18 protein-coding genes are annotated in these 18,990 nt (G+C 73.6%); 5 read left to right on the top strand and 13 right to left on the bottom strand.

The window, feature by feature from the left end:
* The first annotated feature begins 75 nt into the window (after positions 1-75).
* From ACZ402_RS10170 to ligD, 4 genes are all read left to right on the top strand, one after another.
* The gene (locus ACZ402_RS10170; RefSeq protein ID WP_375823564.1) at positions 76-828 is read left to right on the top strand and encodes a peptidylprolyl isomerase; all 753 of its coding nucleotides are present in this window, start codon (positions 76-78) and stop codon (positions 826-828) included.
* Complete coding sequence (locus tag ACZ402_RS10165; RefSeq protein ID WP_375823563.1) at positions 825-2,531, top strand: DUF349 domain-containing protein; 1,707 nt, start codon at positions 825-827, stop codon at positions 2,529-2,531. Before ACZ402_RS10170 ends, ACZ402_RS10165 begins: the two co-directional genes overlap by 4 nt.
* A gap of 101 nt (positions 2,532-2,632) precedes the next feature.
* The gene (locus ACZ402_RS10160) at positions 2,633-3,253 is read left to right on the top strand and encodes a hypothetical protein (RefSeq protein ID WP_375823562.1); all 621 of its coding nucleotides are present in this window, start codon (positions 2,633-2,635) and stop codon (positions 3,251-3,253) included.
* 10 nt (positions 3,254-3,263) lie between these two features.
* A complete protein-coding gene (ligD, locus tag ACZ402_RS10155) occupies positions 3,264-4,340 on the top strand; it encodes a non-homologous end-joining DNA ligase (protein ID WP_375823561.1) in 1,077 nt (358 codons plus the stop codon).
* A gap of 19 nt (positions 4,341-4,359) precedes the next feature.
* On the opposite strand, the gene ACZ402_RS10150 is transcribed toward ligD, so the two are convergent.
* The 11 genes from ACZ402_RS10150 to pdxT form a co-directional block, all read right to left on the bottom strand.
* Positions 4,360-5,466 carry an ATP-dependent DNA ligase gene (locus ACZ402_RS10150; RefSeq protein WP_375823560.1) on the bottom strand — a complete coding sequence of 369 codons (1,107 nt, stop codon included), beginning with the start codon at positions 5,464-5,466 and terminating at the stop codon, positions 4,360-4,362.
* Between the two features lie 93 nt (positions 5,467-5,559).
* On the bottom strand, positions 5,560-7,905 hold the full coding sequence (locus ACZ402_RS10145) for a RelA/SpoT family protein (protein WP_375823559.1): 2,346 nt from the start codon (positions 7,903-7,905) through the stop codon (positions 5,560-5,562).
* 74 nt (positions 7,906-7,979) lie between these two features.
* Complete coding sequence (locus tag ACZ402_RS10140; RefSeq protein ID WP_375823558.1) at positions 7,980-8,585, bottom strand: adenine phosphoribosyltransferase; 606 nt, start codon at positions 8,583-8,585, stop codon at positions 7,980-7,982.
* A complete protein-coding gene (gene secF / locus ACZ402_RS10135; protein ID WP_375823557.1) occupies positions 8,582-9,697 on the bottom strand; it encodes a protein translocase subunit SecF in 1,116 nt (371 codons plus the stop codon). Before secF ends, ACZ402_RS10140 begins: the two co-directional genes overlap by 4 nt.
* Positions 9,697-11,694: a protein translocase subunit SecD gene (gene secD, locus ACZ402_RS10130; RefSeq protein ID WP_375823556.1), complete on the bottom strand. Its 1,998-nt coding sequence runs from the start codon at positions 11,692-11,694 to the stop codon at positions 9,697-9,699. Before secD ends, secF begins: the two co-directional genes overlap by 1 nt.
* Positions 11,695-11,772: 78 nt before the next feature.
* Positions 11,773-12,219, bottom strand: coding sequence for a preprotein translocase subunit YajC (gene yajC, locus ACZ402_RS10125; protein ID WP_375823555.1), 447 nt, complete (start codon positions 12,217-12,219; stop codon positions 11,773-11,775).
* Positions 12,220-12,429: 210 nt separating this feature from the next.
* Positions 12,430-13,482: a Holliday junction branch migration DNA helicase RuvB gene (ruvB, locus tag ACZ402_RS10120; RefSeq protein ID WP_375823809.1), complete on the bottom strand. Its 1,053-nt coding sequence runs from the start codon at positions 13,480-13,482 to the stop codon at positions 12,430-12,432.
* 26 nt (positions 13,483-13,508) lie between these two features.
* The gene (gene ruvA / locus ACZ402_RS10115) at positions 13,509-14,147 is read right to left on the bottom strand and encodes a Holliday junction branch migration protein RuvA (protein ID WP_375823554.1); all 639 of its coding nucleotides are present in this window, start codon (positions 14,145-14,147) and stop codon (positions 13,509-13,511) included.
* A 164-nt stretch (positions 14,148-14,311) separates the two neighbouring features.
* Positions 14,312-14,881 (bottom strand): crossover junction endodeoxyribonuclease RuvC, encoded by a 570-nt coding sequence (ruvC, locus tag ACZ402_RS10110; RefSeq protein WP_375823553.1) that lies wholly within the window; start codon positions 14,879-14,881, stop codon positions 14,312-14,314.
* Between the two features lie 207 nt (positions 14,882-15,088).
* Positions 15,089-15,850, bottom strand: coding sequence for a YebC/PmpR family DNA-binding transcriptional regulator (locus ACZ402_RS10105; protein WP_375823552.1), 762 nt, complete (start codon positions 15,848-15,850; stop codon positions 15,089-15,091).
* Positions 15,851-15,856: 6 nt separating this feature from the next.
* Positions 15,857-16,507 carry a pyridoxal 5'-phosphate synthase glutaminase subunit PdxT gene (pdxT, locus tag ACZ402_RS10100; RefSeq protein WP_375823551.1) on the bottom strand — a complete coding sequence of 217 codons (651 nt, stop codon included), beginning with the start codon at positions 16,505-16,507 and terminating at the stop codon, positions 15,857-15,859.
* A 63-nt stretch (positions 16,508-16,570) separates the two neighbouring features.
* Between pdxT and ACZ402_RS10095 the strand changes: the two genes are divergently transcribed.
* A complete protein-coding gene (locus ACZ402_RS10095; RefSeq protein WP_375823550.1) occupies positions 16,571-17,260 on the top strand; it encodes a hypothetical protein in 690 nt (229 codons plus the stop codon).
* A gap of 54 nt (positions 17,261-17,314) precedes the next feature.
* On the opposite strand, the gene ACZ402_RS10090 is transcribed toward ACZ402_RS10095, so the two are convergent.
* Positions 17,315-17,878, bottom strand: coding sequence for an NUDIX hydrolase (locus tag ACZ402_RS10090; RefSeq protein WP_375823549.1), 564 nt, complete (start codon positions 17,876-17,878; stop codon positions 17,315-17,317).
* A gap of 62 nt (positions 17,879-17,940) precedes the next feature.
* Entirely contained in the window at positions 17,941-18,882 is a 942-nt protein-coding gene (gene pdxS, locus ACZ402_RS10085) for a pyridoxal 5'-phosphate synthase lyase subunit PdxS (RefSeq protein WP_375823808.1), read from the bottom strand.
* Positions 18,883-18,990 lie beyond the last annotated feature (108 nt).

The raw sequence follows: 18,990 nt of genomic DNA, 5'->3' as shown, positions 1-18,990 counted from the left end.
GACTGTCCCCTACCGACCGCGGCCGCACCGGGGTCGACCGTGCGCGCCACGACGGCGCCGGACGAAGGAGCTGGGGTGTCGACGAAGAGTCGCGAGCGCGAGCAGGCGCGCCGTCGTGAGGAGAAGTGGGACCAGCACGTCGCCCAGCTCCGCGCGAAGCGCCAGCGGACCTGGTCGATCGTCGGCGTCGTCGCGGCGCTCGTCGTGATCGGCGTCGCGGTGTGGTGGGCGCTGTCCGCCGCCCAGACGCCCGGCACCGACGCCGGCGGCGACGGGACCGCTCCGTCCGCCTCCGGCGAGCACACGCTGCCCCCCGCCTCTGCCGCCGAGGGGCGCGACTGGACCTCGACGCTCACCACGAGCGCGGGCGACCTCACGCTCACGCTGGACGGCGCGGCCGCGCCGCAGGCGGTCGCGAGCTTCGTGTCCCTCGCCGAGTCCGGGTACTTCGACGGCACGTCGTGCCACCGCCTCACAACGTCGGGCATCTACGTCCTCCAGTGCGGCGACCCGACCGGCACGGGGACCGGCGACCCCGGCTACTCGTTCGGCCCCATCGAGAACGCCCCGTCCGACGACGTGTACCCCGCAGGGACCGTCGCCATGGCACGCCAGGGCGGGAACGCCGAGTCGATGGGCTCCCAGTTCTTCCTCGTCTACGAGGACTCGACCATCCCGTCCGACGCGGCGGGTGGTTACACGGTGTTCGGCACCATCACGTCCGGCCTGGACGTCGTCCAGGCAGTCGCTGACGCGGGGACGCAGGACGGATCCGGCGACGGGTCCCCCGCCACCCCGGTCACCATCGAAGGAGTTGAGACCCAGTGAGCGATCCCGCCCAGGACCAGGCGAGCGCACCGGCACCGGAGCCCGCGGAGGCGAGCGAGACCGGACGGGTCGACGCGACAGACGTGGAGACGACGGACGAGCCCGTTGCCGACGCCGAGCCCGCGGACGAGCCGGCCGACGAGCCCACCGCCGGGGACGAGCCCACCGACGCGTCGACCACCGACGCGCAGGATGCCGAAACCCCCGCAGCCGAGGACCCGGCGCCCGCCGGCAGCGACGCTGCTGGCGAGGCCGAGACGGCGCCAGCGGCGGCTGCCCCGGCTGCGGCGAAGCCCGCCGCTCCGCGACCGGGCCCGCGTCCCAAGCCCTCCGCCGTGCCCCGCCCTCCGCGCACGCCGTCCCCCGCTGCCGCCGGTGCCCCGGCCGCGCCGGTGGCAGCGCCCGAGGTGCCCGCGGTCCCGGCGCTCGCCGACGACTCCGCAGCGGCGAAGGCCGCGGCGGAGTTCGGCCGGGTCGACGAGGACGGCACCGTCTACGTCCGTGAGAGCGCCGGCGAGCGTTCGGTGGGTCAGTTCCCCGGCGTCGACACCGACGAGGCGCTCGCGCTGTACGTGCGGCGCTACCTCGACCTCCAGGCGAAGGTCGCGCTCTTCGAGGCGCGCCTGACGAGCACCGACCTGTCGGTCAAGGAGATCGACCAGACGATCGCCCGCCTGACGGAGGAGACCGCCGAGCCGTCCGCGGTCGGCGACCTCGACGGCCTGCGTGCCCAGGTCGAGGCGCTGCGCGGTGCGGCGGCCGAGCGTCGCGGCCAGCTCGAGGCGGAGCGCGCCGCGGCCAAGGCGGCCGCCCTCGAGGCCCGGACCGAGATCATCGAGGCCGCCGAGAAGATCGCGGCGACCGACCCGAGCCGCATGCAGTGGCGGCCCGCCGGCGAGGAGCTGCGCGGCCTGCTCGACCGCTGGAAGGAGGCGCAGCGCTCCGGCCCGCGCATCGACCGGGCGAGCGAGGAGGCGCTCTGGAAGCGGTTCAGCCACGCGCGGACCGCGTTCGACCGTGAGCGCCGGCACTACTTCGCCGAGCTCGAGCAGCGCAACGCCTCTGCCAAGGCGGCCAAGGAGAAGCTCGTCGCCGAGGCCGAGGCCCTGTCCTCCAGCACCGACTGGGGCCCCACGGCGGGTGCGTACCGCGACCTCATGGCGCGGTGGAAGGCCGCGGGTCGCGCGAGCCGCAAGGACGACGACGCGCTGTGGGCCCGGTTCCGTGCGGCGCAGGACACGTTCTTCCAGGCCCGCGACGCGGTGAACTCCGCGACCGACGCGGAGTACGCCGCCAACCTCGAGGTCAAGGAGGCGCTGCTGACCGAGGCGGAGAAGCTCGTCCCGGTCAAGGACCTCGGGGCGGCGAAGGCCGCGCTGCGCGACCTCCAGGAGCGGTGGGAGGAGGCCGGCCGCGTGCCCCGCGGCGACCTGCAGCGCGTCGAGGGTCGCCTGCGCGCCGTCGAGAACGCCGTCCGCGACGCCGAGCAGGCCCAGTGGACGCGGACCAACCCCGAGACGCGGGCGCGCGCCGAGGGCGCCGCGGCGCAGCTGGAGGCCGCGATCGAGGGGCTCGAGGCGGACCTCGCGGCGGCGCAGGGCCGCGGCGACGCGCGCGCGGTCAAGGACCTCGAGACCGCGCTGACCGCGCGCCGCGCCTGGCTCGAGCAGGTCGTACGGGCGGCGGAGGACTCGCGCGGCTGACGCACCGTCCTCCTGCTGCTCGGTCCGGAGGGGCCGGCACTCGTCCACAGGCGAGCGCCGGCCCCTTCCGCGTGCCCGGGCCGATGGTGCACGGTGTACGCATGCCTCCCGCCCCTCGCACCGCCGCACCCGCTGCGACCCTGGCGCGCCTCCTCGCGCCCCGCACCACGGACGTGGGGCTCCTGGTCGTGCCGGCCGACGTCGGGGGGCGCGCGGCCTTCCAGGACCTCGTGCGGTCCGGCGCGCTCCGCCGCCTCTGGGGCGACGTCGGCGCGCCTGCGCGGGTACCGGACACGCCGACCCTCCGCGCGCTCGCCGTCCGCGACCTCGTCCCGCAGGGGACGGTTCTCGCCGGGAGCGCCGCGGCCTGGGTGCTCTGCGGCTCTCCCGCGCCGCGCACGCTCGACGTCGTGTACCCGCCCGGTCGCCACCGTCCCGCGCCGCTCGCGGGACGCGCACCGCGCCAGTCCCACGTGCTGCGCGACGACCGCACCCTGGTCGCGGGCGTCCTGGTGACGTCCGTCGTGCGGACCGCCCTGGACGTCGCCACGCGCTGCGAGCCCGCCGAGGCGCTCACGACCCTGCGCCGGCTGCGCGACGTGTGCGGGCTGGAGCCCCGCGTCGCGACCCGGTCGCTCGAGCTGCGGCACCGGTGGTCCGGACGGCCGCAGGCACGACGCACCCTCGCTCTCCTGCTCGCCGGGGAGGACGACCCGGTCTAGGTTGGTCGGCATGGCCGCAGCCACGACCCCTCCCGTCGAGCTCGACGTCCGCGGCCGGACCGTGCGCGTCACGAGCCCGGACCGCGTCGTCTTCCCCGCCCGCGGGGTGACCAAGCTCGACGTCGTGCAGTACTTCCTCAGCGTCGGGGACGGGATCCTCGGCGCCCTGGTCGACCGCCCGACGACGCTCGAACGCTGGCCCAAGGGCGTGTTCGAGGGGGCGCGGATGAGCACCCGCACCGACAACACCGGCGACGCGTTCTACCAGAAGCGCGTCCCCAAGGGCGCGCCGGACTACGTGCGCACCGCCCGGATCGCCTTCCCGAGCGGGCGGACCGCCGACGAGGTGTGCCCGACCGAGCTCGCCGTCGTCGCCTGGGCCGCCAACCTCGGGACGCTGACCTTCCACCCGTGGCCCGTCCGCGGCGAGGACGTCGAGGCCGTGGACCAGCTGCGCATCGACCTCGACCCCCAGCCCGGGACCGACTTCGACGACGCCGTGCGCGTCGCGCCGCACCTGCGCGAGCTGCTCGACGAGCTGGGCCTGCCCGGGTACCCGAAGACGTCCGGCGGTCGCGGCATCCACGTCTTCGTGCCCGTCGCGCCCGAGTGGGACTTCGTCGCCGCGCGCCGCGCGACGATCGCGATCGGGCGCGAGCTCGAGCGCCGTCTCCCGGACCAGGTCACCACGAAGTGGTGGAAGGAGGAGCGCGGCGCCAAGATCTTCGTCGACTACAACCAGATGGCGCGCGACCGCACCATCGCCTCGGCGTACTCGATCCGGTCCAACCAGCGCGCGACCGTCTCCGCGCCGCTGCGCTGGGAGGAGCTCGGCGACGTCCACCCCGACGACTTCGACGTGCTGACCGTGCCCGCGCGGTTCGCCGAGGTCGGCGACCTGTTCGCGCCGCTGCGCGCCGACCGGGACGACCCCGGAGCCTCGCTCGAGGCCGCGCTCGAGCTGTCCCGTCGCGACGAGGCCGAGCACGGGCTCGGCGACCTCCCCTACCCCCCGGAGTACCCGAAGATGCCGGGCGAGCCCAAGCGGGTGCAGCCGAGCAAGGACCGCGACCGACCGCGCGAGTGACCCGTCGGCGCGGTCGACGCTAGGACACCCCGGGCGCGCCCGGGAGGATGCCCGTCAGGTCGTAGCGCACCGGCTCCTCGAGCTGGTCGTACGTGCACGACGCCGGGTCGCGGTCGTCGCGCCAGCGCCGGAACTGGGCCGTGTGCCGGAACCGCGTGCCCTCCATGTGGTCGTACGCGACCTCGAGGACGCGCTCGACCCGCAGCGGCGTGAACGACAGGTCCTTGCCGGAGCTCCACCGCGACACCGCGCCCGGCATCCGCTCGCCCGCGGGGTTCTCCCAGCCGGACCAGGGGTGCGCGTCCGCCTCCGGCGTGCCCGGCTCGACGACGAGCGGCGCGAGCTCGGCGACGAGCGCCGCCCGGCGCGCCGCCGGGAACGACGCGGCGACGCCGACGAACTGGAGCTGGCCGCCGTCGTCGTACAGCCCGAGCAGCAGCGACCCGAGCAGCGGCTTCGCGGGGGTCGAGGTCTTGTGCAGCCGGTACCCGGCGAGCACGACGTCCGCCTCGCGCCCGTGCTTGATCTTGAGCATCGCGCGCTTGTTCGGCTGGTACGTCCCGTCGAGCGGCTTCGCGACGACGCCGTCCAGCCCCGCCCCCTCGAACGTGTCGAACCAGTCGCGCGCGACCGCGACGTCGCGGGTCCGGGGGGTGGCGTGCACGTCCGGGCCGTCGAGGCCGAGCGAGTCCAGCACCTCGTGGCGGCGCGCGAGCGGCTCGCCCGTGAGGTCGTCGTCGCCGAGCGCGAGGACGTCGAACACGACGAGCGCGGCGGGCGTCTGCTCGGCGAGGAGGCGGACCCGCGAGGCCGCGGGGTGGATGCGCTGCTGCAGCACCTCGAACTCGAGGCGACCGCCGCGGGCGACGACGATCTCGCCGTCGACCACGCAGCGGGGCGGGAGCGCCGCGCGCACCGCCTCGACGACCTCCGGGAAGTAGCGCTCCATCGGTCGCGCGTTGCGGCTGTCGAGCCGCACCTCGTCGCCGTCGCGGTACACGATCGCGCGGAACCCGTCCCACTTCGGCTCGTACACGTACCCGCCCTCGACGGCGTCGGGCTCGGGCACCGCCGGCACGGACTTCGCGAGCATGGGCAGCACGGGAGGCATCACGGGCAGGTCCATGTGCCGATGCTGCCACCGGGCGCGGCGCGCGGCACGACGACGCGTCCGGGCGCTGCTCCGGGAGCCCGCCCCCGCGGGGACGGACCGCGCCGGTCAGGCCGGGAGCTGCGTCGCCTCGGCGGCCTTCGTCCCGGTGATGCGGTAGACGTCGAACACGCCGTCGACCTTGCGGACCGCGTTGAGCACCTGCGCGAGGTGCGCCGGCTCCGCCATCTCGAAGACGAAGCGCGACATCGCGACACGGTCGTTCGAGGTCGACACGGTGGCCGAGAGGATGTTCACGTGGTTGTCGGACAGCACGCGCGTGACGTCGGACAGCAGGCGCGCCCGGTCGAGGGCCTCGACCTGGATCTGCACGAGGAACATCGCGTTGCTGCCCGTGGTCCACGAGACGTCGACGATGCGCTCGGGCTGGTTGCGCAGCCCGACGACGTTGCCGCAGTCCGCGCGGTGGACGCTCACGCCCTGGCCGCGCGTGATGAAGCCGATGATCTCGTCGCCGGGGACGGGGGTGCAGCACTTGGCGAGCTTGACCCAGATGTCGTCGACGCCCTTGACCATGACGCCGGGGTCGCCCGTGCGCACGCGGCGCGCGGTGTGCCCGGGGCGCGCGGTCTCCGCGACGTCCTCGACCGTGCCCTCCTCGCCGCCCATCGCCTGGACCAGCTTGGAGACGACGTTCGCCGCCGACACCTGCCCCTCACCGATCGCGGCGTACAGCGCCGTGACGTCGGCGAAGCGGAGCTCGTTGGCGAGCGCGACGAGCGACTCGTGCGACAGCAGGCGCTGGATCGGCAGGTTCTGCTTGCGCATCGCCTTGGCGATCGCGTCCTTGCCGTGCTCGACGGCCTCCTCGCGACGCTCCTTGGAGAACCACTGCCGGATCTTGTTGCGCGCGCGGGGGCTCTTGACGAACGCGAGCCAGTCCCGGCTCGGGCCCGCGTTCTCGGACTTCGAGGTGAGGACGTCGACCGAGTCGCCGTTCTCGAGCGTCGAGTCGAGCGGCACGAGGCGGCCGTTCACGCGCGCACCCATGGTCCGGTGCCCGACCTCGGTGTGCACCGCGTACGCGAAGTCGACCGGGGTCGAGCCGGCGGGCAGCGCCATGACGTCGCCCTTGGGCGTGAAGACGTAGACCTCGGCGCCGCCGATCTCGAACCGCAGCGAGTCGAGGAACTCCGCGGGGTCCGCCGTCTCGCGCTGCCAGTCGACGAGCTGGCGCAGCCACCGCATGTCGTTCGCCGCGGTGTCGTCCTTCGCGGTCTTCCCGCCCGACTTCGCGGTCTCCTTGTACTTCCAGTGCGCCGCGACGCCGTACTCCGCGCGCCGGTGCATCTCGTGCGTGCGGATCTGGATCTCGACCGGCTTGCCGCCGGGGCCGATGACCGTCGTGTGCAGCGACTGGTACATGTTGAACTTCGGCATCGCGATGTAGTCCTTGAACCGCCCGGGCACGGGGTTCCACCGCGCGTGCAGCGCGCCGAGCGCCGCGTAGCAGTCCCGGACGCTGTCCACGAGGACGCGCGCACCGACGAGGTCGTAGATCTCCGCGAAGTCGTGCCCGCGCACGATCATCTTCTGGTAGATCGAGTAGTAGTGCTTGGGCCGGCCGGTGACGGTCGCCTTGATCTTCGCGCTGCGCAGGTCCGCCGTGACCTGCTCGCGCACGACCGCGAGGTACTCCTCGCGCGCCGGGGCCCGCTCCGCCACGAGGTGCACGATCTCGTCGTAGACCTTCGGGTACAGGGCCTGGAAGGACAGGTCCTCGAGCTCCCACTTGATCGTGTTCATGCCGAGGCGGTGCGCCAGCGGCGCGTAGATCTCGAGCGTCTCGCGCGCCTTGCGGCCCGCCGACGACGACGAGACGTACTTCCAGGTGCGCGCGTTGTGCAGACGGTCGGCGAGCTTGATGACGAGCACGCGGATGTCGCGCGCCATGGCGACGACCATCTTGCGCACCGTCTCCGCCTGCGCGGCGTCCCCGTACGTGACCTTGTCGAGCTTGGTCACGCCGTCGACGAGCATGGCGATCTCCTCGCCGTACTCCTCGGTGAGCTGCGCGAGGGAGTAGTCGGTGTCCTCCACCGTGTCGTGCAGCAGCGCGGCGGCGAGGGTCGACCCGTCGAAGCCGAGCTCGGCCAGGATCGTCGCGACGGCGACCGGGTGCGTGATGTACGGGTCGCCGCTCTTGCGCAGCTGCCCCCGGTGCGCGCGCTCCGCGGTCTCGTAGGCGCGCTCGATGACCGTGAGGTCGGTCCGCGGATGGTTGGTGCGGACGGCCTGGAGCACGGGCTCGAGCGCGGGGCTGCCCGCGTTGGGTCGGGCACCGAAGCGGACGAGGCGCGACCGCACCCCGCGCCCGCCGGAACCGCCCGCGCCGGGAGCGGGCTGGGCGCCCGCCTTCTCCGGGGCGCGCGACGTCCGGGTGTTCTCGCTCATGCGCGCCTCCTTCCGCAGGTCGGCGATCGCCGACACCGTGTCGACGACCAGCCGAGACGACCGGAGTGGCAATCCTACGACTCGACGTGGACGAGCGTGGTCACGTCGCGGCCCGCGAGCCGCTCCCGACCACCCAGTCCCTCGAGCTCCAGGAGGAACGCGAGGCCGACGACGACGCCTCCCCCGCGCTCGACGAGCTCGGCGCCCGCGGCCGCCGTGCCCCCGGTCGCGAGCACGTCGTCCACCACCAGAACACGCGCACCGGGCGGCAGTGTTCCCGACCGGAGCTCGATCGTCGCGGTGCCGTACTCGAGGTCGTAGGTCACGGCGTCCGTGGGCGGCGGCAGCTTGCCGGCCTTGCGCAGCGGCACGAAGCCGACGCCCAGGTGCGTCGCGAGCGGGGCTCCGACCAGGAAGCCCCGCGCCTCCATGCCCGCGACGAGGTCGATGCCGCCCGCCGCGCGGGCCACGTCCCCGAGCGCCTCGACGACGTGGCCGAAGGCCTCCCCGTCGGCGAGGAGCCCGGTGATGTCGCGGAACGTGATGCCGGGCCCGGGATAGTCGGGCACGGCGCGGACGAGCTCGAGCACGCGGGAGGCGCGCTGCGCGCCGAGACCGGCGAGGCCGACGGCCCGCAGGCCGTCGACCTCGCCGGTCGGCGTGTGGTGCAGGTCCGTCATCGGGGACGACGGCGACGCGGCTGCGCCTTGTTGCCCAGGTGCTCGCCCGGCTGGAGCTGACGGTGACCCGACACGCCCGCCGCGGCGAGCACGGCGTCGTCGTCCGACTCCTCGCCCGCGTCCGCGAGCCGCTCGGCACGCAGGGCCTCGACCTTGCGCGTGTGCGCGGCGATCGCCGGCTCCCGGGTGCGGAGCCAGACCTCGAGCGGCGTCGCGAGGAAGATCGACGACGCGGTGCCGACGGCGATACCGACGAAGAGCGAGAGCGAGATGTCCCGCAGCGTCCCCGCGCCGAGGGCGAAGGCACCGATGAAGAGGATGCCCGCGACCGGGAGCAGCGCGACGACTCCGGTGTTGATCGACCGGACGAGCGTCTGGTTCACACCGAGGTTGGCCCGCTCGGCGTAGGTGCTGCGGGTCTGGTCGAGGATGCCCGCCGTGTTCTCGCGGACCTTGTCGAACACCACGACCTTGTCGTACAGCGAGTAGCCCAGGATCGTGAGGAACCCGATGATCGTCGACGGCGTGACCTCCCACCCCACCGCGGCGTAGACGCCCGCGGAGATGAGCAGGTCGGCGAGCAGCGCGATGATCGCGGCGAGCGACATGCGCCAGGCGCGGAAGTAGATCGCCATGAAGACCGCGACCAGGCCGATGAACACGACGACGCCCCACAGCGCGCGCGACGACACGTCGGCGCCCCAGGTTGGGCCGACGAACGCGCTCGCGACCTCGTTCACGTCGACGCCGTACGCGTCCGCCAGCGCCTGGCGCACCGCGTTGACCTGGTCCTCGTCGGCGAGCTCGGCGGTCTGGACGCGCAGGGCGCTCTCGCCGACGCTCGACACACGAGGCTCGGCGTCGGGCGCGACCGAGTGCACGGCGTCGACGGCCGGCTCCTGCGACTTGTCCGTGATGCTCGTGACCGTGAACTCGGAGCCGCCGCGGAAGTCGAGACCCAGGTTGAGTCCCTGAACGGCGATCACGATGACGGAGAGCAGGCTGAGGACGCCCACGACGATGAACCAGCGCTTGCGCTGCTGGACGATCGGGTAGGACTTGCGCCCCGTGTAGAGGTCGTTGCCCCACTGCGCGAAGCTACGGGCGGCCATCAGCGGTTCTCCTCGTTCTCACCGTCGATGGCGGAGGGCGCGGCGTCCGCCGGCCCGTCCGTGCCACCGGGTGCCGGTTCCTGTGCGGCGGCGGCGCGACGCTCCGCCGCGCGGCGCTCGGCGATCGTCAGTCGTCGCCCGTCCTCGGTGCGCGCCGGCGTCCGCGGCGCGGACCCGGCGAGGACGAGCTCGTCCTCGCCCTTCGCACCGGCGGGCCCGGTCGCGGCCACGGGGGCGTCGCGGCGGTCGGCGGGCTGCCCCGGCCCGACCACCTTGCCGGCGCCGACGTAGCGCGGGCCGCGCGTCTGGAGCCGGTCCGGCGAGAGGCCCGACCACTTGTGCCCGTCCCGGAAGAACGGGACGCGTGCGACGAGCTCCATCACCGGGTGCGTGAACCAGAAGACCACGGCGACGTCGATGATCGTCGTGAGACCGAGCGTGACGGCGAAGCCCTGGACGCCACCCACCGCGAGGAAGTAGAGCACGACCGCGGAGATGAGGTTGACGGCCTTTGCGGCGAGGATCGTGCGGCGTGCACGCGCCCAGCCCTTGGACACCGCCTGCTGGAGGGTGCGCCCGTCGCGCAGCTCGTCGCGGATGCGTTCGAAGTACACGATGAACGAGTCCGCTGTGAAGCCGATCGCGACGATGAGGCCGGCGACGCCCGCCAGGGAGAGGCGGTAGCCGATCCCCCACGACATGAGCGCGATGGTCAGGTAGGTGACCACGCCCGCCACGATGAGCGACGCGATGGTGAGGAACCCGAGCATCCGGTACTGGAAGAGCGAGTAGATGAACACCAGCACCAGACCGATGACGCCGGCGATGAGGCCCTTCTGGAGCTGCTCGCTCCCGAGCGTCGCCGAGATCTGCTCCTGGCTCTGCACCTCGAACGTCAGCGGGAGAGCGCCGAAGTTGAGCTGGTTGGCGAGCGTCGCGGCCGAGTCGCGCGTGAAGCTGCCGGAGATCTCGGCCTTGCCGTCGGGGATGACGACCTGCGAGACCGGCGCGGAGATGACGAGCCCGTCGAGCACCATCGCGAACTGGTTCTGCGGGGCCGGCAGCGACGTGAGGCGCGTGGTGACGTCGCGGAACTCCTTGGTGCCCTCGGAGTCGAACTCGAGGTTGACGACCCACTCGTTCGTGACGACGCCGTTCTGCCCGACGCGCAGGCCGGAGCTCGCGTTCGAGATGTCGGTGCCCTCGATCTCGACCGGACCGAGGATGTACTTGGCCGAGCCTTCGTCGGCGCACGAGACGAACGCCGAGTCGGTCGGCCCGCTGTCGCCGCCGACCTGGTTCTCCGGCAGGGTGCAGTCGAGCGCGTCGAACTCCGCCTGCAGCTCCGGCGTGATCTGCGCCAGGTCGCTGGGGTTCTCCGGGCGCGTCGCCTCCGCGTCGGTCGCGTCGTCGGCGGGGGCGTCCGTCGCCGCGTCCGCCGCGGGGTCCGTGGCCTCGTCAGCAGCGGGGTCCGTCGCCTCGTCGGTCGCGGGGTCCGCGGACTCGGCCGCGGGATCCGCACTCTCCTCCGTCGCGGCCTCGTCACCCGTCGCGTCCTCGGCGGGCGTCGCCGTCGGCATGCCCACGGCGAGGACCGGTCGGAACCGCATCTGGGCCGAGGTGCTGACGAGGTCGATCGTCTCCTGGGACGGCTGGCCCGGGATGCCGACGACGATCTTGTCGCGCCCCTGGCTCGTGATCTCCGTCTCGGAGACGCCCTGCGCGTCGATGCGCTGGCGGATGACGTTGATCGCCTGGCTGATCGTCTCGGGCGTGACTGCGGACGCGTCCTCCGTCACGGGCTGCAGGACGATCTGCGTCCCGCCCTCGAGGTCGAGCGCGAGCGCAGGGGCGAAGGAGGCGCCGCCCGGGTTGTCCGCCGAACGGCCGTCCGTCTTGGTCCCTGCGAAGAGCACGCCGAAAAGGACGACGCTCAGGAGCAGGAACAGGACGATCGTCCGGACGGGCCGGGAACGGCGCGTGCTGGAGTTGGCCAACTGTCTGTCTCTTCTCGTGCGGTCGGCCGCGAGGCCGACCAGGTCAGGCGCCGGTCGCTCGGGGCGACCGGCGCACGGTCACTTGCTCTCGGTGCCTTCGTCGCGACGGTCACGGTCCTTGTCCGTGGTCCCGCCGGTCAGGCCGGACAGGTCGTCGGGGACGACGAGGTCGTCGACGTCCTCCTTGGACGCGGAGGGCGCGCTGCCGTAGAGCGCGTCGCCGTCGGTCGCCTCGTCGGGCTCCGGCTCCTCCTCGGGCTCGACCGGCGGGTCGACCAGCTTCGCGATGGCCGCCCGCAGCCACCGGGACTGGTTGCCCGGCGTGGACTCGATCGTGATGACGTCGGCGTCGTCGTCGACGTCGACGATCGTGCCGAACATGCCCGAGCCCGTCATCACCTCCTGCCCGGGGGCGAGGTTCGCCCGGAAGTTCTGGGCCTCGCGCTGCTGCTTGCGGGTGCGGCTGGTCATGAGGAACATCGCGCCCGCCGCGAGGGCGAGGATGAGGATGAAGCTGATATCCATGACGGAGTCTCGTGTCCTGTTCTGTGCGGGATCTGCGCGCAGTCTAGGCGTGCGCGCACGGTTCACCAACGAGCCGTCTCGCCGCGGAGTTCCGCCCGCTCGGGTCCCGACCATTCTAGGACCACGTTCGACGCGCCTGTGACCGTCGTCACGGGACCCGTACCCGGACCCGCGAGCGGGCTCGCCTCCGGGCGCCTGGCGGGACCGCCGTCAGGCGTCGAACAGCGTGCCGCCCTCGCGCGGCGGGGTGAGCCCGAGGTGCGCCCACGCGGCCGGCGTCGCGACGCGCCCCCGGGGCGTCCGCCCGATCAGCCCTTCGCGGACCAGGTACGGCTCGGCGACCGTCTCGACCGTCTCCGCCTCCTCGCCGACCGTCACGGCGAGCGTCGTCAGCCCGACCGGGCCGCCGTTGAAGCGCGTGCACAGGGCCGTCAGGACCGCCCGGTCGAGGCGGTCCAGGCCGATGGGGTCCACCTCGTAGACCTCGAGCGCCGCGCGCGCGGCCGCGAGGTCCATGCTCCCGTCACCGCGGACCTGCGCCCAGTCGCGCACGCGCCGCAGCAGGCGGTTGGCGATGCGGGGCGTGCCCCGCGAGCGACCGGCGATCTCGCGCGCGGCGTCCGGGTCGAGCGCGACGCCGAGCAGCCCGGCCGACCGGGAGAGCACGCGCTCGAGCTCCTCGCTCGAGTAGAAGTCGAGGTGCCCGGTGAACCCGAACCGGTCGCGCAGCGGCGCGGGCAGCAGCCCGGCGCGCGTCGTGGCGCCGACGGCGGTGAAGGGCGGCAGCGAGAGCGGGATCGCGCTCGCGCCCGCGCCCTTGCCCACGACGACGTCGACCCGGAAGTCCTCCATCGCCATGTAGAGGAGCTCCTCCGCGGGCCGCGCGAGGCGGTGGATCTCGTCGATGAAGAGCACCTCGCCCTCCTCGAGCGAGGACAGGACGGCCGCGAGGTCCCCGGCGTGCTGGATCGCCGGTCCCGACGTGACGCGCAGGGACGTGCCGAGCTCTGCGGCGATGATCATGGCGAGCGTCGTCTTGCCGAGCCCGGGGGGCCCGGACAGGAGCACGTGGTCCGGCGAGCTCCCGCGGGCGAGCGCGGCCTGGAGCACGAGCGAGAGCTGGTCGCGCACGACGGCCTGCCCGACGAACTCCTCGAGCCTGCGGGGTCGCAGCGCCGCCTCGGCGGCGCGCTCGAGGTCGTCCGCTCCCGCCGCGACGATCCGCTCGGACGAGAACGTGCCGTCCCCGCCGAAGCCGTCCACGCCCACCTGGTCGAAGCTCGCCACCGTCAGCTCCTCGGTCCGCCGAGGACGCGCAGCGCGGCGCGCAGCGCGCCCGCCACGTCGGGCGCCTCGACGACGTCGACGCCGGCCTCGGCGAGGACGGTGGAGACGGCGTCGTCCGCGGCCTTGAGGTTCCAGCCGAGCCCGACGAGCGCCTCGACCACCTGGTCCCGACGGTCGTCGACCCGACGCGGTCCGGTCCCGGCGGCGGGTGCGCCCGCCTCGGGGGCGTCGGCACCCGTGGGCGGTCCGAGCTTGTCGCCCAGCTCGAGCGCGATCCGCTGCGCGCCCTTGTTGCCGATGCCGGGGACGCGCACGAGGGCGGCGATGTCGCCACCGCCCACGGCGCGCCGCAGCGCGTCGGGCGTGTGCACCGCGAGCATCGCGAGCGCGAGCCGCGGCCCGACGCCGCTGACGGTCTGGACGGTCTCGAAGACGGTCCGCTCGTCGTCGTCGGCGAACCCGTAGAGGGTGAAGGAGTCCTCGCGGACCACGAGGCTCGTCGCGAGCCGCGCGTCCGCACCGACGCGCAGGCCCGCGAGGGTGGCCGGCGTGGCGTGCACGAGGTAGCCCACTCCCCCGACCTCGAGCACGGCGCGGTCGAGCTGGACGCTCGCCACGACTCCGCTCAGCGACGCGATCACCCAGGCTCCTCTCCCGGTCGGCAGCGCCGACCTGGTCCGATGGTCCCCCGGCCCGACGACCGTGGACGGCGCCGAGGAGTGCGTCGAACACCCGTACGACCGCGGTCACTCTAGCAAGGTGCGCCCACGCCCCGGCCGACCGACACGAGCCGCGTCAGCAGCCGTCAGCGCGGTGCCCGCCGGCCCTTCGCCGCGTGCTCCGCCGCGACCCAGGCGCGCTGCGCCGGCGTCAGCTCGTGCCGCTCGCCGCCCTGGAGCGCACCTGACGGTCGCCACAGGTGGCAGATCGCGAGCGCGAGCGCGTCGGCCGCGTCCGCGGGCCTCGGCGGCTCCGCGAGCCCCAGGATGCTCGCGACCATGCGCTGGACCTGCTCCTTGCCCGCGCGCCCGCTCCCCGTCACCGCGGCCTTGACCTCCGACGGGGTGTGCAGCGCCACGGGGACGCCGCGCCTCGCCGCACCGACCATCGCGAGACCCGCGGCCTGGGCCGTGCCCATCACGGTCCCGACGTTGTGCTGGGCGAACACGCGCTCGACCGCGACGACGTCCGGCACGTGCTCGTCGAACCACGCGTCGAGCCGCTCGGCGATCCGCAGGAGCCGCAGGTCCACGCTGAGGTCCGGGTCCGTCCGGATCACGCCGACGGCCACGAGCTCGGCCCGCCGCCCCCGCGCGGAGTCCACCACCCCGACGCCGCACCGGGTCAGCCCAGGATCCACACCGAGAACGCGCACCCCCTGACCCTTTCACGTGAACAGCACGGACCGGCCGTGCCACGCGGGCCGGCGACGGACCAGCCAGCGGTGGGGCCGGGAGGTCGGTGCGCGGTCGTGGCGGGCCTGGCGGGAGCGGCGCGAGGCACGAGCGACGCGGATGGTAGACCGCGCACCGACCTCCCGGCCCCACCGCGACCCGACCACCCGGACGCGAGCTGCGCCGGATCAGTCGTCGTTCTCGAGCTCCGCCATGACGTCGTCCGACGCGTCGAAGTTCGCGTAGACGTTCTGCACGTCGTCGCTGTCCTCGAGCGCGTCGATGAGGCGCAGGATCTTGCGCGCACCGTCCGCGTCGACCTCGACCTCCATGGACGGGTGCCAGATCGAGTCGGCGGAGTCGTACTCGAGCCCCGCCTCCTGGATCGCCGTGCGCACGGCGACGAGGTCGCTCGCCTCGCACAGGACCTCGATCACCTCGCCCTGGTCGGTGACCTCCTCGGCGCCCGCCTCGAGCGCGGCGAGCATGACGTCGTCCTCGGTCACGCCGTCCGCCTTCGGCACGACGACGAGGCCCTTGCGCGAGAACAGGTACGACACCGAGCCGGGGTCGGCGAGGTTGCCGCCGTTGCGGCTGAAGGCGAGGCGCACCTCGGAGGCCGCACGGTTCTTGTTGTCCGTGAGGCACTCCACCAGCACGGCGATGCCGTTGGCGCCGTAGCCCTCGTACATGATCGTCTGGTAGTCGACGGCGTCGGCGCCCGTGCCGGAGCCGCGCTTGACGGCGCGGTCGATGTTGTCGTTGGGGACCGACGACTTCTTCGCCTTCTGGATGGCGTCGAACAGCGTCGGGTTGCCCGCGGGGTCACCGCCGCCGGTGCGCGCCGCGACCTCGATGTTCTTGATGAGCTTCGCGAAGAGCTTGCCGCGCTTGGCGTCGATGGCCGCCTTCTTGTGCTTGGTAGTGGCCCACTTGGAGTGCCCTGACATGCGTTCCTACCCCTTCGCGATTCTGACGAACAGCTCGTGCACGCGCGCGTCCCCGGAGATCTCCGGGTGGAACGAGGTGGCGAGCAGCGATCCCTGCTGGACTGCGACGATCCTACCGGCGGCGGCTGCGGGGATGCCGGGCGCCTCGTGGTCGGGGATGCGGGCGAGCACCTCGACGCCGGGGCCGACCTCCTCGACCCACGGCGCGCGGATGAACACCGCGTGCACCGGGCCCGGCCTCGTGACCTCACCACGCCCGCCGTCCCGCGGGGCGAGGCCCGCGAGCTCGAGGTCGGTCTCGAACGAGTCGACCTGCCGGCCGAACGCGTTGCGCCGGACCGTCACGTCGAGCCCGCCGAGGGTCCGCTGGCCGGCCGTGCCGCCGAGGATGCGGTCCGCGAGCAGGATCATGCCCGCGCACGAGCCGTAGACAGGCAGACCCTCGGCGATGCGCGCGCGCAGCGGCTCGTCGAGCTCGAAGGTCCGCAGGAGCTTCTCGATGGTCGTCGACTCGCCCCCGGGGAGGACGAGCCCGTCGACGGCGGCGAGCTCCTCGGGGCGCCGCACGCCGACCGTGCGCGCGCCCGCGGCCTCGAGCGCGGCGCGGTGCTCGCGCACGTCGCCCTGCAGTGCCAGGACTCCGATCGTGATCGTCACGAACGGGAATGATACGTCCGTCGTCGCCCGCACCCCGCCACGGCTGTTGCTAGCCTCGCCGTCGTGACCACTCCGCACGGCCCCGGACCGACACCGCCGTACCCCGCCCGGCCGCCGTCCGGGTACCCGGGTCCCTCCGCCCCGTACCCCGGCCTCCCGCCCCGTCCGCCGCGGAGCACGCGCGGCGCGACGGTCCTGATCGTGGTCGGCGCGGTCCTGCTCGTGGTCGCGCTCGTCGCCGGCGTCCTCGGCGCCACGACCTTCCTGCGGGCGCTGCCGACGGGCGTCGTCGACAGCACGGGCGCCCCCGGCTCGGCGGCGCTCGCCTCCGGCGACGTCCCGGGCGAGGCGGACGTCGCGCTGTCGGGCGGCCAGCCCTACAGCGTGTGGGCGGTCGTGCCGATCGGCGCCGAGGGCTTCGACGCCGACGACGTCACCGTGACCTGCCCCGACGGCGACCTCGACGTGCGGCACCCGTCCGTCTCGGGGAGCTCGGGCTTCGGCTCGCACGAGGCGACGACCGTCGCCGAAGTGACCTCGCCGTCGGCCCAGACGTGCACCGTGGCCGTCGCCCAGGGCGACGCCTCCCCCGGGGCGACCTTCGTCGTCACCGAGGGCTGGCAGTTCGGCGAGTTCTTCGCGACGGTCGGCGGCACGATCCTGCTGTGGTTCGTCGCGATCGGCGGGGCGATCCTCGGTCTGGGGCTCCTCGTCGGCGGGATCGTGTGGCGGGTCGTCGCACGGCGGCCGTAGCCGCCGGGCGAGCCCTCGCGCGCCGCGGCGGGACTGCCGCCGTCGGCCCGGACCTCACTCCTCGCGAGCGGTCCCGAGGTGGCGCGTGACGCCGTCCCACCCGCCCAGCAGCGGCGCGACGAGGTCGGCCAGGCCCTCGGGGAACACCTCGATCCGGACGCCGCGCAGGTCGTCGAGCGACCACCAGCGCATCTCGTCGACGACGTCGTGCTCGACGTCGGTCCACCCGTCCCGGCTCAGCTCACCGCGGGCGGTGGTGCCGTCCGTGCGCGCGAGGTAGAGCACCTCGTCCTGGCGGCAGTGCTGGCGGTAGAAGTCGAAGATCGCGCTGCGCGTGTAGACCGGACCCACGAGCGCACCCGGGTCGAGCCGGATCCCGGTCTCCTCGTGGACCTCGCGCAGCGCCGCGTCGCGGTCGCTCTCACCGGGGTCGACGCCCCCGCCGATGGTGAACCACCACGAGCGCTCGGGCTGGTCGACGTCGTGCCCGCGGGCCAGGAGGATCCTGTCGGCGTCGTCGAGGAGCAGGACGCGCGCACCCCGGCGGAAGTAGAGCCCGTCGTCCCCGAGGACCCAGTCGGGCCCCAGGGACGACGGCGCTCCGGCGGCCTCGGCCATGCTCGCGCGTCAGCCGTCCGTCGCCGGCACGGCGACGGACGGCCCGCCCGTGGCGCGCTCCGTCACCAGCCGCGCTCGGCGAACTGGATCGACCGCGCCGGCTCGTCGACGTTGATGCCGACCATCGCCTCGCCCAGGCCGCGCGAGACCTTGGCGATCACGTCGGGGTCGTCGTAGAACGTCGTCGCCTTGACGATCGCGGCGGCGCGCTGCTCCGGGTTGCCGGACTTGAAGATGCCGGAGCCGACGAAGACACCCTCGGCGCCGAGCTGCATCATCATCGCGGCGTCGGCCGGCGTCGCGATGCCGCCCGCGGTGAACACGACGACGGGCAGCTTGCCCGTGGCGGCGACCTCCTTGACGAGCTCGTACGGCGCCTGGAGCTCCTTGGCCGCGACGAACAGCTCGTCCTCCGGGAGCGAGGCGAGGCGGCGGATCTCGGCGCGGATGGTGCGCATGTGGGTCGTCGCGTTGGAGACGTCGCCCGTGCCGGCCTCACCCTTCGAGCGGATCATCGCCGCGCCCTCGGTGATGCGGCGCAGCGCCTCGCCGAGGTTCGTCGCCCCGCACACGAACGGGACCGTGAACTGCCACTTGTCGATGTGGTGGGCGTAGTCGGCGGGCGTGAGCACCTCCGACTCGTCGACGTAGTCCACGCCGAGCGACTGGAGGACCTGCGCCTCGACGAAGTGGCCGATCCGGGCCTTCGCCATGACCGGGATCGAGACGGCCTCGATGATGCCGTCGATCATGTCGGGGTCGGACATGCGCGAGATCCCGCCCTGCGCACGGATGTCCGCGGGGACGCGCTCGAGCGCCATGACCGCGACCGCGCCGGCGTCCTCGGCGATCTTCGCCTGCTCGGGCGTGACGACGTCCATGATGACGCCGCCCTTGAGCATCTCGGCCATCCCGCGCTTGACCTTGGCGGTGCCGACGACGCCGGCTCCCTCTGCGGTCACTGCGCCCGGGGCGCTCTCGGCAGGGACGTTCTGGTCGGCCACGTTGGTCACCGGTACCTCACACCTTCAGGTCAGGGGAACGTCGCGCGCACACGCACGGACGCCGTCGAACAGGCTCGACGGCACATGCTCCCACGCGCTCCCATCCTA

The sequence above is a fragment of the Cellulosimicrobium sp. NPDC030954 genome (assembly GCF_055571305.1).
The sequence above is the reverse complement of the archived record's forward strand: the minus strand, read 5'-3'. Positions and strand labels throughout refer to the sequence as shown.